General features: G+C 72.7%; 11 protein-coding genes. 5 read left to right on the forward strand and 6 right to left on the reverse strand.

Going from position 1 to position 16695, the window contains the following annotated elements:
• The first annotated feature begins 35 nt into the window (after positions 1–35).
• On the forward strand, positions 36–923 hold the full coding sequence (locus ACZ4V6_RS33275; RefSeq protein ID WP_467834569.1) for a DUF3558 family protein: 888 nt from the start codon (positions 36–38) through the stop codon (positions 921–923).
• Between the two features lie 91 nt (positions 924–1014).
• Complete coding sequence (locus ACZ4V6_RS33280; protein ID WP_467834570.1) at positions 1015–2313, forward strand: DUF2637 domain-containing protein; 1299 nt, start codon at positions 1015–1017, stop codon at positions 2311–2313.
• Positions 2314–2388: 75 nt separating this feature from the next.
• Here the strand turns inward: ACZ4V6_RS33280 and ACZ4V6_RS33285 are convergent, their stop codons facing one another.
• Both ACZ4V6_RS33285 and ACZ4V6_RS33290 read right to left on the reverse strand, forming a co-directional pair.
• Positions 2389–4602, reverse strand: coding sequence for a trypsin-like serine protease (locus ACZ4V6_RS33285; RefSeq protein ID WP_467834572.1), 2214 nt, complete (start codon positions 4600–4602; stop codon positions 2389–2391).
• Between the two features lie 34 nt (positions 4603–4636).
• Positions 4637–5137 carry a hypothetical protein gene (locus ACZ4V6_RS33290; protein WP_467834573.1) on the reverse strand — a complete coding sequence of 167 codons (501 nt, stop codon included), beginning with the start codon at positions 5135–5137 and terminating at the stop codon, positions 4637–4639.
• Positions 5138–5759: 622 nt separating this feature from the next.
• Here ACZ4V6_RS33290 and ACZ4V6_RS33295 point away from each other — a divergent pair.
• Both ACZ4V6_RS33295 and ACZ4V6_RS33300 read left to right on the forward strand, forming a co-directional pair.
• The gene (locus tag ACZ4V6_RS33295; protein ID WP_467834574.1) at positions 5760–9134 is read left to right on the forward strand and encodes an ALF repeat-containing protein; all 3375 of its coding nucleotides are present in this window, start codon (positions 5760–5762) and stop codon (positions 9132–9134) included.
• Between the two features lie 92 nt (positions 9135–9226).
• Complete coding sequence (locus tag ACZ4V6_RS33300) at positions 9227–9610, forward strand: hypothetical protein (protein ID WP_467834576.1); 384 nt, start codon at positions 9227–9229, stop codon at positions 9608–9610.
• 96 nt (positions 9611–9706) lie between these two features.
• On the opposite strand, the gene lysS is transcribed toward ACZ4V6_RS33300, so the two are convergent.
• Positions 9707–11449 carry a lysine--tRNA ligase gene (gene lysS, locus ACZ4V6_RS33305; protein ID WP_467834578.1) on the reverse strand — a complete coding sequence of 581 codons (1743 nt, stop codon included), beginning with the start codon at positions 11447–11449 and terminating at the stop codon, positions 9707–9709.
• Between the two features lie 181 nt (positions 11450–11630).
• Between lysS and argS the strand changes: the two genes are divergently transcribed.
• A complete protein-coding gene (argS, locus tag ACZ4V6_RS33310) occupies positions 11631–13388 on the forward strand; it encodes an arginine--tRNA ligase (protein WP_467834579.1) in 1758 nt (585 codons plus the stop codon).
• A 38-nt stretch (positions 13389–13426) separates the two neighbouring features.
• Here argS and ACZ4V6_RS33315 read toward each other — a convergent pair whose 3' ends face one another.
• From ACZ4V6_RS33315 to ACZ4V6_RS33325, 3 genes are all read right to left on the reverse strand, one after another.
• Positions 13427–14374, reverse strand: coding sequence for a hypothetical protein (locus ACZ4V6_RS33315; RefSeq protein ID WP_467834581.1), 948 nt, complete (start codon positions 14372–14374; stop codon positions 13427–13429).
• 143 nt (positions 14375–14517) lie between these two features.
• Positions 14518–15387, reverse strand: a complete 870-nt coding sequence (locus ACZ4V6_RS33320) for an arylamine N-acetyltransferase family protein (RefSeq protein WP_467834583.1) — start codon at positions 15385–15387, stop codon at positions 14518–14520.
• 85 nt (positions 15388–15472) lie between these two features.
• A complete protein-coding gene (locus ACZ4V6_RS33325; RefSeq protein WP_467834585.1) occupies positions 15473–16681 on the reverse strand; it encodes an aminotransferase-like domain-containing protein in 1209 nt (402 codons plus the stop codon).
• Positions 16682–16695: the final 14 nt, after the last annotated feature.

Here is a 16695-nt window from a genome sequence, read left to right on the forward strand (position 1 = left end):
CCGGACCCGATCCGGACACAGGAACCACGAGTGCCATGAGTGAAGGAACCATGCAGCGACGAGCCCAGCGTGACCAGCGAACGAAGCGACTTACCCGCGTTCTTGTCTGCGCGGCCGCCGTACCCGTGATGCTGGTGGCAGCCGGCTGCTCCTCGGACTCGGGCTCCGGCGACGGCAAGGACGAGGCCGCGGCGACCACGACGGCGTCGAAGTCCGCGAGCCCGTCCCCGACGGTGCAGGCGGCGGCGTACGGGAAACTCCCCGAGCCGTGTTCGGCGGTGACGAAGAAGACGCTGGAAGAGCTGGTGCCGGAGGCCGGTTCCGGCAAGGAGGGCGCGTCGAACGACACCGCGATGCGCGGCAGTTGCTCCTGGGACAGCCTCGACGACAACGGCGTGAAGGGCTCGCAGTTCCGCTGGCTGAGCGTGTCGATGCTGCGCTTCGACTCGGACGTGACGCGCGGTGCGGGCGACGAGCTGGCGCGCGGCCAGTACACGAAGCAGCTCCAGGACGCGCAGACCGCCGAGGGCGCGCAGGGCGTGAAGACGACGCCGGTGAGCGGCACGGGCGACGAGGCCGCGGTCGTGCGCTACGACCTGAAGAAGAAGGAAGGCACCTTCAAGCAGCAGACGGTCGTGGCACGCGTCGAGAACGTCGTCGTCACCGTCGACTACAACGGCGCGGGCCTGGCCGGTGACAAGACGCCGGACGCCGACGACCTGACGAAGGACGCGCAGAAGGCCGCCAAGGAGGCCGTGGCCGCGGTGATGAAGGCCAACGGCGCGGGCGGCGCGCCGAGCAGCTCCCCGTCGGCGTCGAAGGGGGCGGCGCAGGAGACCTCGGAGGGCACCTCCGACGGCGGGTCGGAGGACACCTCGGACGACGCCTCCAAGCGCCCGTCGAAGAGCACCGCGAAGTCCTAGCGACCGGGGGGGACCCGACCGGCCGCCCGTCCCCCCGTACACATGTGCCACTCTGTTCCGCGCAACAACAGGCACTGGGAGGGGAGTACGGGTGGCCGCGCCACTTCAGCTGACACGGATGCACCGCGTTCTCATCGGCGTCGTCGTCTTCGGTGCCGTCGTCATCGCCGGGATCGGCTTCGCCGGTTCGTACGCGGCGGTCCGCGAGCTGGCCCTCAAGAAGGACTTCGGGGACTTCAGTTACGTCTTCCCGATCGGCATCGACGCGGGCATCTGCGTGCTGCTCGCCCTGGACCTGCTGCTGACCTGGATCCGCATCCCGTTCCCGCTGCTGCGTCAGACGGCGTGGCTGCTGACGGCGGCGACGATCGCGTTCAACGGCGCGGCGGCCTGGCCGGACCCGCTGGGCGTGGGCATGCACGCGGTGATCCCGGTCCTGTTCGTGGTGGCCGTCGAGGCGGCCCGGCACGCGGTCGGCCGGATCGCCGACATCACGGCCGACAAGCACATGGAGGGCGTCCGCCTCACCCGCTGGCTGCTCTCGCCGGTGCCGACCTTCCTCCTCTGGCGCCGGATGAAGCTGTGGGAGCTGCGCTCCTACGAGCAGGTGATCAAGCTGGAGCAGGAGCGCCTGGTGTACCAGGCCCGGCTGCGTTCCCGCTTCGGCCGCGCCTGGCGGCGCAAGGCACCGGTGGAGTCCCTGATGCCGCTGCGGCTGGCCCGCTACGGCGTCCCCCTCGCGCAGACGGCTCCGGCGGGCCTGGCGGCGGCGGGCATCGAGCCGGCGCTGCTGCCGCCCGCGCCGCAGCCGGCCGCCGAGGCCCCGGAGCCGGCGGCCCCCGCGGTGGCGCCCGCGGCGGACAGACGCCCCGAGCTGGCCGGCGCCCGTGAGACGTCCCGCGAGGCGGCCCGGCCCCCGCACGAGCCGGAGGCGGCGCCCGAGCCCGACGACCAGAGCCCCTGGTTCAACACCCCCCGCCAGGTCGCGTACCAGGGCGGCTACGACCCGACGTACGACCCGGCCGAGCAGTACGCCCAGTGGTACGAGGAGCAGCAGCAGGCCGACGAGTACCGGGACCAGTACGAGGAGGAGCCGCCCGTCGAGGAGCCCTCCCCGGAGGAGACCGGCAGCTTCCCCATCCCGGTCGTCCCGGGCCGCACGCGGGAGCTGGGCGACGGCGGCGGCACGCCGGCCGCGGAGCCGGACGAGGAGGCGTACTACCAGGTCTTCCGGCGGTCGATCGACGACAGCTTCCCGACGCCGCGGGAGTTCGGCGAGAACATCGAGGCGACGTACGGCACGTCGCTCACGGACGCGGAGGCCAAGCGCCTGGTCGTCCGCTTCTCCAACCGCTTCAACGCGGAGCTGGAGGAGAACCACATCGCCTGACCGGCGGGCGGCACGACGAAGGGGGCGCCCGGCGGACACCGGGCGCCCCCCTTTTCGTCACGTGGGTGCGTCGAGCTACCGGGCGGCGTGTCCGAAGTCGCTGCCGGCGGCCGGGAGGCCGCCCTGTCCGGGCTGGTAGACGGTGGCTGCCGCGTTCGTCCCGCCTGCGGTCACGTTGGCCATCGGCAGGGCGTACAGGGCGCCGTAGGTGCTGGGGCCGTAGGGCATGCCGACGTACAGGTGGGTGCCGGTGAAGTGGAGGCTGGAGCCCAGGCGCTGGTTGGCGCCCGGAGCGCCGGGGATGCCGTCGCCGTCGCCGGCCTGGATCCACTTGTCGTTCGCACCGGGCGAGCCCAGCAGCGAGAAGACGTGCACGGCACCCGCCTTCGCCGAGGTGTCGAGGGCCTCGTCCGGGATGCCGACGGCCAGCTTCATGGTGGCGCCGGTGCTCACCGCGCGGGGCGCGGTGTTGACGGCGCTGAGGGCGGCACCGAAGTGGTCCCCGGCCTCGGCGGCACCGGACACGTCGTCGTCACCGGTGCCCGACCAGTAGTAGTTGAGCGCGCTGAAGGTGCCGGAGGCGGTGATGCGCAGGGTGGTGACGCTGCCGGCCTGGGCCTTGTCGGCACCGTTGACGGCCAGCGTCTCGCCCGGCGAGCCGATGGCGAGGATCGACTCGTTCGCGCTCGCCGCGCCCGACGGGCGGTACGGGACGAGGGCGAGGGAGGCACCGAACAGGTCGCCCGGCTCGGCACCGCCGGAGACCGCGTCCAGGTCCTGGTCGAGCCCGAACAGCGGGGTGGGCCGCTTGTCGGCGTTCAGGGCGTGCGAGTAGACGGCCACGCCGCCGGCCTCGGCGTCGGTGCCGATGGCCTCGCCGGGGGCGCCGACGGCCAGGTGGTTGGCGTCGGCGGCGAGGGTCTCGCCGAAGCGGTCGTTCGCCTCCGCGGCGCCCGGCGTGTCCGCGATGTCCTGGTGCAGGGCGACGTTGGCGGTGCCGCGCACGTAGAAGACCTCGCCCGCCTTGGCGAGGCTGCCCAGGCTCTCGCCGGGCGCGCCGATCGCGAGGAAGGGCTCACCGGCGGCGGTGGTTCCGGCGGCGAGCGACTCTCCCAGGTGGTCACCCGTCTCGGGGGTCGACGCGGCGAGGGAGCCGCTGCCGGCGGCCTGCTCGAAGTGGGTGTTCTTGGTGGCGCCGGTGCCCAGGCCGCCCGGGGCGCCGTAGAGGATGTCGGCCATGCCCGCGTCGGTCGCCTCGCCCAGGTTCTCCAGGGGAGTGCCGACGGCGAGGTCGGTGCAGCCGTCCTCGTTGTAGTCGACGACGGCGATGGCCTGGCCGAACTGGTCGCCGGCCTCGGCGCCGCCGGGCACCCAGTCGAGGTCCTGGTTGATCTCGGCGGTGCCCTTGCCGCCGCCGTACACGAGGCGCACCAGACCGGCCTTGGCGTCGCCGCCGACGGTGGCCGTCGGGTCGGCCACGGCGATGTCCTCGACGCCGTCGCAGTTGAAGTCGGTGACGCGGGTGGCGCCCACCTCGGCCGCGATCCACGAGGCCAGGTCGTCGACCCGGACGGCGGTGCCGCCGGTGCGGGTCTCGGCCTCGTCGATGCCGAAGCACCCGCCCTGGTAGGAGCGGCTGGCGAGGGCGACCAGCTGCTGCGTGCCGCCGACGGTGCGGACCAGCGGGCCGCCGGTGTCGCCCATGCACGCGGCCACGCCGTCCTTGCCGGTGACGGTGGCGGTGGTGGCGTCGGACGCGTCCACCGTGAAGGCACCGGTGTGCAGGGCGAGCGGTGCCCACTCGTTCTGGCTGCGGCCGTAGCCGGCGAGCCGGAGCTCCTCGCCCGCGGCGGGCGCGGTGGTGGCCGGCGCGATGGGGCTGACGCCGGTGACCGGCCGGTTCAGCCGGGCCAGGACCACGTCGCGGTCGCTGCGCGGGACCAGCTCGACGACCTCGCGGACCGCGCCGCCGGTGCCGGTGAGGTCGGCGCGGCCGATGGTCGCGGTGGTCTTCTTCGCGGGCTTGCCGGCGGGCACAGCGAGGCTCGCGGCGGGGTTCGCGGCGAAGCAGCTGGCCGCGGTCAGCAGCCACTCGGCGTCGACCAGGACACCGGAGCAGCCACGGTCGTGGTCGCCGACGATCACCTGTGCGGCATAGGCGTGGGTGGTGTCACCGGAGGGCAGCGCGGGGCCGGTGACCGCTGCGGACGGCGTCGCGGACAGGGCGAGCGACGCGGCGGCCAGGGTCGCGCCCAGTGCCGTGAGGCGCAGACGTCTGGTGGAGTACATGAGAGTCGAGTCCTCTGTTCGTGCTGCGGGGTGCCTACTTGACGGAGCGGATCTCCACGAGCATGTGCTCGCGGCCCTGTTCGTCCGCGCTCTGGCCGACGGCGGTCCAGGTGTTCTTCTCGAGGTCGAAGGACTTCTCCTCGGTGCCCACCGTCATGTCGACCTGGGTGGTGTAGTCGTTGCCCCGCATGGAGTAGACGGAGGGCATCTCCAGGGTCAGCCAGCCGGAGTCGCCCACGACCTTGAAACAGACCACGCCGGCGCGCTGCCGGGCCAGGACCTGGATGTAACCCGTACCGCCGGCGCAGTCGACGAGAGTGATGTGCCCGTCACCGCGCTTGAGCACGATCCCCTGCTCGGCCAGGATCTTGTCGGCGCCGGGGTAGTTGAAGTCCTCGACCGCGTAGCCGGGCGCGTCGTCGGCGACCGTCGACGCGTCACGGTCCTGGGCGGGAGCGACGGCACCGGTGAACGCGCCCGACAGGCCCGCCCACGCCAGGGCACCGGCCGCCGCCGCGGCTGCGAGCGTACGCACGAGGAATCTTTTCCGCTGCTTGCTTTCCGTGGTTTCCCCGGATTCGGCGCGAGCCTTCATCATGCTCCAAAAATCGTCGTTTCCGCTCCCCGGGCGCCACGCTTCATGACGAAGGGAACGGCACTCCAAAGACACGTCCGGACCGAGGACGCCCACAACGCCGAAATGCTCGGCAAAGGCTTCCACTTCGCCATCACGTGCAAGGGGGAGTTGGCTTGGGCGTGTCCGTGCACAAGCCACTCACCACCACATGCAACCGACACCTTCACCGTCTGTCCATGTCGCCAACCAGCCCAAAGAGGACGCGAGTTCAACCAACCGTGTGACTAGTGTCACTCTCCGGGGAGATCGTGGAGCAACTCGCGAAGGTCTCGTGGCGATTCACTTGGCATTGTCGACATGACGCGAGTACTTCCGTCTGGTGCTGTTCCGAGAGGGTTTGAGAAGAATCCGCGCGCAACCTGGCCGAAGCGGCCGAAAAGGACCTCCCCCGCATCGGCACAACCCTTCTGCGGCAAAAGCCAATTGACGGCTCGTAAGAAATGTGAATGGCTAGGGGGCCGCGTCACGTTCGATTTCCGCAGAGTGCCGCTGTGGCACTTACCTGGAGGACGACATCCCCATGGAGACAGTGTTCTGGAGCCGACGGCGCCTGCTCGGCACCCTCGCCGCCGTCACGGCCGCCGCCGCCACGCCAGGAGTACTGACCCTGCCGGCCCGCGCCGCGGAGACGGCGGACGAGCCGCCCCGGCCCTTCGAACTTCCGGACACCGACCGGGCCAAGGTGGTCCGGGCGTGGCTGACGGGCGGTGAGGCGACCAGGGCCGCCGCGGCGGACGCGCTGTACGGCACGGACACGGACATACAGACGTTCCTCGCCACGACCCTTCCGAAGGTCGCGGCGGAGGACAATCGCGTCGCGGTGGCCACCTACCTCTCCAGATCGGGCGTGGGACTGCGCCGTGAGGCGTCCGCGGCCCTGGACGGCGGTGACAGCGCGGTGTCCGCCTTCCTCGACGGCGGCTTCAAGTCCGCCCTGCTGGAGGACCTCCAGGTGGCCACGGCCACGGTCTCGGCCACCGGCGGCCAGGGGGTCAGGCGCGAGGCCTCCGCGGCCCTGGACGCCGGTACCGAGCAGGCCCTCGTGGACTTCCTGACCGAGGGCCGGTTCACCGCCCGCGAGGAGGACATGCGGGTGGAGGTCTCCACCATGCTCGTGTCCGGCGGCCCGGAGGTCCGCAAGTACGCGGACCGCGCGCTCAGCGGCACCCGGCAGGAGGTGGAGTGGTTCCTGGACACCGGGCAGCACATCGCGCGCGCCCGCGACCAGGAGGCCGCGACCATCGAGGAACTGGTCGCCGTCGTGGAGCGCGAGGGCAAGCGCGCCCAGGCGGAGACCGACCTCGCCGTGGAAGCCTCCGAGCGGGCCAAGACGGCCGCGGAGAAGGCCAAGGAAGCGGCCGAGAAGGCCGCGGCGGAGGCCGCGGCGGCCAAGGACGACGTGGCCAAGTCCGGCGCCGCCGCCCGCAAGGCCGCAAGCGCCGCCCAGGGCGCGGCGAAGGCCGCCCGCAGCGCCATCAGCGCCTCCCAGACCGCGGTCACCGCCTCGCGCCGCGCCTCGTACGCCGCCACCGCCGCCGCCCAGGCCGCCGCGACCGCGGGCAACGCCGCGGCCCGCGCGTACAGCGCGGCGATCGCGGCCTCCAAGGACGCGTCCAAGGCCAGTGCGGCGAAGAACGCCGCGATCGCCGCCCGCAACGGTGCCGCACGGGCCCGTACTGCGGCGAAGGCCGCCGACTACGCGGCCACCGCGGCCTCGCAGGCGGCCGGCGCCGGGTCCGCCGCCGCGTCCGCCGCCCGCAACGCGGCCGCCGCCGCCAGCGCCTCCGCACAGGCCGCCTCCGCGGCCGGCGCCGCCCAGTCCGAGGCCGCGGAGGCCAAGCGCCAGGCCGCCATCGCGAACGCCGCCGCCAACCGCGCCACCAACGCCGCCTCCACGGCCCAGGCCCTGGCCAACAAGGCGGCCACGGCGGCACGCGCCGCACGCGACGCCGCGAACTCCGCGGCGGCACACGCCGACAAGGCTGCCGACGCGGCCGAGGAAGCGGTCAAGTACGCGGGTCAGGCCATCGACTACGCCAACAAGTCCACCGCGCACGCGGCCGAGGCGATCAAGGCCGCCGAGACCGCCACCAAGGCCGTCGCGGACGCGCAGGCGGTGGAGCAGGCGGCCCGGGAGGCGGAGGTGGCCCGCCTGGAGGAGGACAAGAAAGACGGCCTGGAGGAGGCCAGACTGCTCGCCCAGGCGGAAGCCGAGGAGCGAGCGGCAGCGGCGAACCTGCGCACCCAGGACCAGCAGACCGCGCAGGACCTCAAGGAGCGCATCGCGAGCGCCGAGAAGGCGCTGGCGGACGGTGACCTCGCGCTGGCCGCCACACTGGGCCGCAAGGCGGCCATGGGCATGGCCGCCGCGAAGGGCGCCTGGGCCCGTGAGGCCGCCCAGTTCGCCCTGGCCGGAACGGATGCGGACATCCACGCCTGGATCGACGCCGACCGGGCCCTCGCCGAGGAGCAGGACGACCGGGAGACCGCCCTGCACATCGCGGAGGTGGGCTCCGCCGAGGTCGGGACCGCCGTACACGAGGCGCTCACGAGCGGGACCGCCGGAGCCGTGAAGGCGTTCCTGACCGACGGTCTCGTCGCGGCCGCGGCCGACGACTACCGCGTCAGCATCGCCACGATCCTGTCCACCAGCCCCGGACAGGCCGTCAAGGCCGCGGCCAACGCCGCGCTCGACGCGAACACCCCCCAGGCCCTGCGGCACTTCTTCGAGAGCGCGCTCGCCGACGCGCAGCGGGACGACGACGGGGTCGCCACGGCGGCTCTGCTCAACTCCGGCGGCATCTACACGAAGGCCTACGCCGAGGTCGCCCTCGAGGGCCCGACGTGGATGCGCCGGAACTTCATCGCCCTCGCGCAGCACAAGGCCGCTCAGCTCGACCACGACTCGGCCACGCACATCGCCGCGATGCGTGGCGCGATCGCCGCGGCCGCGAAGATCGCCTACAAGGCGCAGGAGGACGCGCAACTCGCGTCGAAGGCCGCCGCCGAGGCGCGCAACGCGGCGGACAAGGCCAAGGAGTGGGCGAACGCGGCGATCGCCTCCGCGAAGCAGGCCGACACCTACGCCGCACAGGCCAGGCAGAACGCCGACGACGCGGACAAGTCCGCCCAGGCCGCCCAGGCGTCCGCCAACCGGGCCAAGGCGGCGGCGGCAACGGCCCGCAAGGCCGGCCGTGCGGCCAACTACTCGGCGAACCGGGCCATCGACTCCGCCCGCAGCGCCCTGCGCTCCTCCTACAGCGCCCAGGCCTCGGCCAACAGCGCGCGCCAGTCCGCGATCGCCGCGGGCAGGGACGCGCAGGCGGCCGCGGCGGCGGCCACCGACGCACGCCGCATCGTCGCCGAGAAGCGCAGGGCGGAGGCGGCGGAGGCCGCGCGCAAGGCCGCCGAGGCGGCGAAGAAGGCGAGGGAGGAGGGGAAGAACCCCGCCGACAGCCCGACCCACGACAAGACCAACTCGGGCGGCAGCGGCGGCGACAGCGACGAATGGTGGAACGACGCCCAGTTCTACGCCGACGCGTTCAACTGGATCAGTATCGGTTCCGGATTCCTCGCCGCGGGCCTCGCCTTCATCGCCCCGTGGACCGGTCCGTTCGCGCCGGCCGTCGCCCTCGCCGCGGGCATCTCCGGCTGGGTGTCCCTGGGCTCGGCCGGGCTCAGCACGCTGTTCACGGGCATCGAGCACGGCTTCGGCAGCGCCGAGTTCGCGGGCTCCCTCGTCGGAACGAGCCTGGGCCTGCTCACGTTCGGCCAGTCCAAGTGGATCGGGGCCACGCTGGAGGGCGTGGTGTCGCCCGTCGCCAAGCGGGTCACGCAGCTCGGCAGCGACATCATCTCGCCCATCACGGGTACGCTGAGTTCCCTTTTCGGGTGATCGCAGGATGACAGCCGACCGCTGATCCGGCCGGTGGGGGGCCGGTCCGGACGTCCGGACCGGCCCCCCACCGGTGCAGAAAGGCACCTCTCATGCTCACGTCCGTACCCATCGGCTGGCTGTGGCTGCTGGCCGCGGCCTCCACCGCCCTGTCCGGTTACGTCCTGGGCAGCTGGATCCCCCTGCGGGGGTTCCGCATCGCCTTCCCGACCGTCATGGTCGTGGGCGGCGCGTTCCTGGTCGTCGTCTGCCGGTCCCAGGGCATAGGCCTGGCCGGGGCGCTCGTCATGTACTCGTGCGCCCACATCGGCCTGGTCCTGGGCCTGCTCCCCCAGCGGAGGATGTTCGGGGAGATCCTCGAACGGTGGCGCAGGGGCGAGGCGACGGACCACATCAGGCCGCCGCGCCGGCACCTCGCCTTCTTCGCGGTCTGCCTGGTCGGCGTCCTCTTCGCGGGCTTCGCGCTGACCCGCTGAGCACGGGGGCACGCCCGGGACCGCAGGGCGTCACGCACGTGGAAGGGGGCGCCCGGCCGAAGCCGGGCGCCCCCTTCCACGTGCCGGCCGGCGGACCTACTCCCCGAGCAGGGTCCGCACCCGGTCCTGCCCGACCGCCAGCAGCAGCGTGGGCAGGCGCGGGCCGGTGTCGCGGCCGACGAGCAGGTGGTACAGCAGCGCGAAGAAGGTCCGCTGGGCGGTCTTGATCTCCGGCGGCAGTTCCTTCGGCGTGGCGTCGGCGGAGAACCCGGCCTGGACCTTGGGCACGCCGTAGACGAGGTGGGTGAGGCCGTCCAGCGACCAGTGCTCGGCGAGTCCGTCGAGCAGCAGCCGCAGCGAGGCCCGGGACGGCTCGTCGAGGGACTTGAGCAGCTCGGCGTCGGGCTCGTCGCGGACGATGGTGCGCTGGTCGGCGGGGACGTGGGTGTTGATCCACGCCTCGGCCTTGTCGTAGCGCGGCCGGGCCTCGTCCAGCGAGCCCAGCGGGTCGGCCGGGTCGAGCTCGCTGAGGATGCGCAGCGCCTGGTCCTCGTGGCCGGCGGTGATGTCGGCCACGGACGCGAGCGTCCGGTACGGCAGCGGCCTGGGCGTCCGCGGCAGCTCACCGGCGGCCGTGCGCACGGCACGCGCGTGCGCGGCGACGTCGGCGGGCAGCGCGCTGCCGTCGGCCACCTTGGCGTCCAGGCGGTCCCACTCGTCGTAGAGCCGCTGGATCTCCTGGTCGAAGGCGATCTTGAAGGACTGGTTGGGCCTGCGGCGCGCGTACAGCCAGCGCAGCAGCTGCGGCTCCATGATCCGCAGCGCGTCGCCCGGGGTGGGCACGCCGCCCTTGGACGAGGACATCTTCGCCATGCCGCTGATGCCGACGAAGGCGTACATCGGACCGATCGGCTGCTTGCCGCCGAAGATGCCGACGATCTGCCCGCCGACCTGGAACGACGACCCGGGGGACGAGTGGTCGACACCGCTCGGCTCGAAGACCACGCCCTCGTACGCCCACCGCATCGGCCAGTCGACCTTCCAGACCAGCTTGCCGCGGTTGAACTCGTTCAGCCGGACCGTCTCGGAGAAGCCGCACGCGGTGCAGGCGTACGTCAGCTCGGTCGAGTCGTCGTCGTACGCGGTGACCGTCGTCAGGTCCTTCTCGCAGTTGCCGCAGTAGGGCTTGTACGGGAAGTACCCGGCGGAGCCGGAGCTGCCGTCGTCCTCGGCGGCGGCGCCGGAGCCCTCGGCGGCCTCCAGCTCGGCCTCGTCGACCGGCTTCTGCTGCTGCTTCTTCGCCGGGGCCTTCTTGGTCCGGTACTGGGCGAGGATCGCGTCGATGTCCTGCCGGTGCTTCATGGCGTGCAGGATCTGCTCGCGGTAGACGCCGGAGGTGTACTGCGCGGTCTGGCTGATCCCGTCGAACTCCACGCCGAGGTCGGCCAGCGCCTCGACCATGGCGGCCTTGAAGTGCTCCGCCCAGTTCGGGTACGGGGAGCCCTCGGGGGCCGGGACCGAGGTCAGGGGCTTGCCGATGTGCTCGGCCCAGCTCCCGTCGACGCCGGGAACGCCGGCCGGCACCTTGCGGTACCGGTCGTAGTCGTCCCAGGAGATCAGGTGCCGGACGTCGTGGCCGCGGCGGCGGATCTCGTCGGCGACCAGGTGCGGGGTCATGACCTCGCGCAGGTTGCCCAGGTGGATGGGACCGGAGGGGGAGAGTCCGGACGCGACGACGACCGGTTTGCCCGGGGCACGACGCTCCGACTCGGCGATGACCTCGTCCGCGAAACGGGAGACCCAGTCGGTGGTCTCTGTGCTCTGAGCCACGATCGGCACGTCCTCTTTCCCGAAGTTCTCTGGAGTTTCCTGAAGTCCTGCTCGGACAGCCGGTGCGCTCGCACGGCTGACCGCTCCATTCTCCCAGCCCGGCCCGCATCCGCGAAAACCGCTTTTCACCGCGTGGGATACTCGGGTTCCGTAGTACTTCCGGAACCCGAGCAGAACGGCGAACCCCTCCATGGCCTCGGTCACGTCCCTCAGCGACTCCGTCCAGCAGCACCTCGCGTCCGCCCTGACGGCCACCCGGCCGGAGGCCGCCGGCGTCGACCCGCTGCTGCGACGAAGCGACCGGGCGGACTACCAGGCCAACGGCATCCTCGCCCTGGCCAAGAAGTCCAAGGCGAACCCGCGGGAGCTGGCGGCCGAGGTCGTCTCGCACATCACCACCGGCGACCTGATCGCGGACGTCGAGGTCTCCGGGCCCGGCTTCCTGAACATCACGATCGGCGACCGGGCGATCACCGGGAACCTCGCCGCGCGGTACGCGGACGGCGAGCGCCTCGGCGTGCCGCTGAAGGAGGACCCGGGCGTCACGGTCGTCGACTACGCCCAGCCGAACGTGGCGAAGGAGATGCACGTCGGCCACCTGCGGTCGGCGGTCATCGGCGACGCCCTGCGCGGCATGCTCGACTTCACCGGCGAGAAGACGATCGGCCGGCACCACATCGGCGACTGGGGCACCCAGTTCGGCATGCTCATCCAGTACCTGTTCGAGCACCCCGGCGAGCTGGCCCCCGCGGCCGACGTCGACGGCGAGCAGGCCATGAGCAACCTGAACCGCGTGTACAAGGCGTCGCGTGCGCTCTTCGACTCGGACGAGGAGTTCAAGGACCGGGCCCGCAGGCGGGTCGTCGCCCTCCAGTCCGGTGACAAGGAGACGCTCGAACTGTGGCAGCAGTTCGTGGACGAGTCGAAGGTCTACTTCTACTCCGTCTTCGAGAAGCTCGACATGGAGATCCGCGACGAGGAGATCGTCGGCGAGTCCGCGTACAACGAGGGCATGCCCGAGACCGCCCGCCTCCTGGAGGAGATGGGTGTCGCGGTGCGCTCCGAGGGCGCGCTCGTGGTGTTCTTCGACGAGATCCGCGGCAAGGACGACCAGCCGGTCCCGCTGATCGTGCAGAAGGCCGACGGCGGCTTCGGCTACGCGGCGTCCGACCTGACCGCGATCCGCAACCGCGTCCTCGACCTGCACGCGACCACGCTGCTGTACGTCGTCGACGTACGCCAGTCGCTCCACTTCAGGATGGTCTTCGAGACGGCCCGCCGGGCCGGCTGGCTGAACGACGACGTCACCGCGCACAACATGGGCTACGGCACGGTGCTCGGCGCGGACGGCAAGCCCTTCAAGACGCGCGAGGGCGAGACCGTACGGCTGGAGGACCTGCTGGACGAGGCGGTGCAGCGGGCCGCGGAGGTCGTCCGGGAGAAGGCGCAGGACCTCACCGAGGAGGAGATCCGGGAGCGGGCCGCGCAGGTCGGCATCGGGGCCGTCAAGTACGCGGACCTATCGACGTCGCCGAACCGCGACTACAAGTTCGACCTGGACCAGATGGTGTCGCTCAACGGCGACACGTCCGTCTACCTCCAGTACGCCTACGCCCGGATCCAGTCGATCCTGCGCAAGGCCGGCGAGGTCCGCCCCGCCGCCCACCCGGAGCTGGGCCTGCACGACGCGGAGCGGGCGCTGGGCCTGCACCTGGACGCGTTCGGGGACACGGTCTTCGAGGCGGCCGCGGAGTACGCCCCGCACAAGCTGACGGCCTACCTCTACCAGCTCGCGTCCCTGTACACGTCCTTCTACGACAAGTGCCCGGTCCTGAAGGCCGAGACGCCCGAGCAGGTGGAGAACCGCCTGTTCCTGTGCGACGTCACGGCCCGCACCCTGCACCGGGGCATGGCCCTGCTGGGCATCAGGACGCCCGAGCGGCTCTGAGCGGACGGGCCGGGACGCCCCGGCCCGCCCGTGGGGCGTCAGGCGTAGTAGTGGATCGTTCCGCGCAGCGCCGGCTCGGCGCCCTCGCAGTGCTGGACGAACGTGGCGGCGAAGGCGGTGACCGTACCGTCCTCGCCGCGGGCCAGCCTGGTGAGGGTCAGGGACCCCTCACTGGCGTTGCAGCCGCCGAAGCCGGACACGTCGAGGCCGGCCACGCCGGGTCCGTTGCCGCGTTCCGTCCGGTAGGTGCGTCCGGCCTCGAAGCTCTCGCCGGCCGGCGGGACGAGCAGGGCGGACCAGGTCTCGCGCTTGCCGGACACGTCGTACTGGAGGCCGCCGACGCCCCACTCCTGGAGCGAGAAGAGGCTGGTGGCGCCGGTGTGGGTGCCGCTCCTGCCCTGGCCGGGGTAGTCGCCGGGCTCGCTGGCGTAGGTGAAGGACAGCGGGTAGGCGCGGTACTTGACGACGCCCTTGAGGACCGGGGCGTCGGCCGCCTCGCAGCGCTGCGTGTAGGTCGCGTCCAGCACGGTGATCGCACCGGTCGCGTCCGCCTCGATCTGGTTGACCGAGAACTGTCCGTAGACCCGGTTGCAGCCGCGCGAGTCGCCGCTGACGTCGAGGCCCGGGGCCCGTCCGGTGCGCGAGGACGCCCGTTCCGCGCCGCGGTAGACCCCGGGGTGGAGCTTCTCGCCCTGCGGAGCGGCGAGTTCGACGGTCCACCAGTCGGTCTCGTTCTCGATCCGGACGGTCAGCGCCTCCCTCTCCCCGGACACGGTGATGTCCGCCGTCCTGGGCGTGAGGGCGACGCTTCCGCCCTGACCGACCCAGTCGCCGGGTGCGCTGGTGTGGCTGTACTTGGTGACGGCCACCGGTGTCCCGGTCGCCGCCGCGGCGGGCGCGGACAGTCCGGCCGTCAGGCCGATGGTCGCCGTCAGGCTCGCCAGCGTGCCGAGCAGGGCACGCCGCCATCCGGTGCGGGTACGCACGGATGCCTCCCCCTTGTGTGGCGGGCACCACTCCGGGTGCCCGAACTGGTGTTGCACAACGCCTGGTTGCCTGTCCCCGGATGCTTCACATAAACCACCGGAACCCCACGCGTCCTTCCGGAACCGGTCGCCGACGCGTCGCGTCAGCCGAGCAGCCGCAGTCCCCCGGGCGCGTCGATGCCGAAGTCCTCCGCCAGCACACGACGGGCCTCGGCCTCGTCCTGCAGCTCGCGCTCCTCGATCGTGACCCTGACCCTGCCCGGCCCCACGTCCTCGGTACGGGTCGCGGTGACGCGGTCGCCGTCGAGCAGCAGGTGCCCGTCCGCCGTGAGGCGCTGCACGTAGGGGCGGCGGGAGAAGGGCGACCGGGGGTTCGTGGCGATGTGCCAGTTGATGACCTCGTAGTCGGGCTGCTCGAACGGCTCCACCGTGAAGGCGTACTGCGCCTGCCAGCCGGCCTCCGCGGACGCCCCGTGCGCCTCGAGCACCCACGTCTCCAGCGGCCCCCGCCGCGGTGCGTGCACCAGCCGGTGCCGGCGCCCGGCGTCGTGGAACTCGGTGTCCGCGACCAGTGGCACCGGCTCCAGCAGGGACCCGACGGCGCCGAAGCCGACGTCGGCCAGGTACGGCAGCGGCTCGCCCGGGACCTCGGCCAGCAGGGCCATGTGGGTGCGGGGCCGGTCCTCGAACCGGTCGGCGCCGACGACGACCCGGGCGGTCAGCCGGGTCACCCGGAAGCCGAGCGCCTCCAGGGCGAGCGCGAAGAGGGTGTTGTGCTCGTAGCAGTAGCCGCCGCGCCGCCGCCCGCGGACCAGCTTGGCCATCAGGTCGCCGGGGTCGAGGGAGGGGGCCCTGCCGCCCAGGGCGTCGAGGTTCTCGAACGGGACGGCCCGCAGATGGGCGAGGTGCACGCCGCTCAGCGTGTCCGCGTCGGGCCGCCGTTCCCCCTCCCAGCCGATCCGCCCGAGGTACGCGTCGAGGTCGAACGGTGTGGTCGGTGCGCTGTCAGCCATACGGCCACCCTAGGGACGCACCGCCCTCCCCGTCCGCCGACCACGGCCGGACCCGGGCCCCGTCTTTGGTCCTAGGCCGACGGGGTCAGCCCCCCAGCGCCTCCCCCAGCCTGCGCAGCCCCTCGGCGATCTCGTCCGGCGTCTGGGTGACGAAGCACAGCCGCATCGTGGCGCGGTCGGGGGCACCGGCGTAGAAGGGGGCGCCGGGGACGTACGCCACGTCGTGGCGGACCACCTCGGGGAGGAGGGCCGCGGTGTCGTGGCCCTCGGGCAGGCGGACCCAGAGGAACATCCCGCCCTCGGGCCGGGTCCACACCGACCCCGCCGGGAGCGCGTCCGCCAGGCCCGCGAGCATGGCGTCCCGGCGCTCCCCGTAGGCGGCGGCGACGCGGGCGACGTGGGCGTCCAGGTCGCTGTCGGCCAGGTACCGGGCGGCGGCGAGCTGGTTGACGGTCGGGGTGTGCAGGTCGGCGGCCTGCTTGGCGACCGCGCAGGCCCGGCGCAGCCCGGCGGGCGCCCGCAGCCAGCCCAGGCGCAGGCCGGGCGCCATCACCTTGGAGAAGGAGCCCAGCAGCACGGTGCGGTCCCGGGCGCCCTCGTGGGAGGCGATCCACGGCACCCGCTCGCCCTCGAAGCGCAGCTCCCCGTACGGGTCGTCCTCGACGATCCACAGCCCGCACCGGCCGGCGACCTCGGCGACGGCGGCACGGCGGGCGGCGGGCATGGTGCGGCCCGTCGGGTTCGAGAAGGTGGGCACGGTGTAGAGCAGCTTGGGCCGCTCGCGCACCACCAGCTCCTCCAGCGCCACGGGGTCCACCCCGTCCTCGTCACCGGGCACCGCGATCACCCGGGCGCCCGCGAAGCCGAAGGCCTGGAGGGCGGCCAGGTAGCAGGGGCTCTCGACGAGGACCGTGTCGCCCGGCTCGATCAGGGCGGTGGCGAGCAGGGACAGTGCCTGCTGCGAGCCGGTGGTGACCAGGACGTCGTCGGCGTCGGTGTCCAGTCCGCGCGCCGAGGTACGGGCGGCGAGCGCGGCCCGCAGCGCGGGCTCGCCCTCGGTGGTGGAGTACTGGAGTGCCCGCGCGGGCGCCTCGGTGAGGACGGCCCGGTACGCGGCGGCGATGCCCTCCGCGTCGAACAACGAGGGGGCCGGCAGCCCGCCCGCGAAGTTGATCACCTCGGGGCGGGCGGTGACGGCGAGGATGTCCCGTACGGGCGAACCCCCGATCGACCGGGCCCGCGCGGCGAGCGGCGGCAGGGATGCGGTGGCGGCGGGGGCCTGAGTCACTGTCATGCCCGCAGCCTAGG

Source organism: Streptomyces sp. NPDC029152 (genome assembly GCF_055564355.1).

Bases quoted from the DNA above. Each gene is read 5' to 3' on its own strand.
- ACZ4V6_RS33275 (WP_467834569.1), top strand. From the start codon at position 36: ATGAGTGAAGGAACCATGCAGCGACGAGCCCAGCGTGACCAGCGAACG.
- ACZ4V6_RS33285 (WP_467834572.1), bottom strand. From the start codon at position 4,602: ATGTACTCCACCAGACGTCTGCGCCTCACGGCACTGGGCGCGACCCTG.
- ACZ4V6_RS33295 (WP_467834574.1), top strand. From the start codon at position 5,760: ATGGAGACAGTGTTCTGGAGCCGACGGCGCCTGCTCGGCACCCTCGCC.
- ACZ4V6_RS33300 (WP_467834576.1), top strand. From the start codon at position 9,227: ATGCTCACGTCCGTACCCATCGGCTGGCTGTGGCTGCTGGCCGCGGCC.
- argS (WP_467834579.1), top strand. From the start codon at position 11,631: ATGGCCTCGGTCACGTCCCTCAGCGACTCCGTCCAGCAGCACCTCGCG.
- ACZ4V6_RS33320 (WP_467834583.1), bottom strand. From the start codon at position 15,387: ATGGCTGACAGCGCACCGACCACACCGTTCGACCTCGACGCGTACCTC.
- ACZ4V6_RS33325 (WP_467834585.1), bottom strand. From the start codon at position 16,681: ATGACAGTGACTCAGGCCCCCGCCGCCACCGCATCCCTGCCGCCGCTC.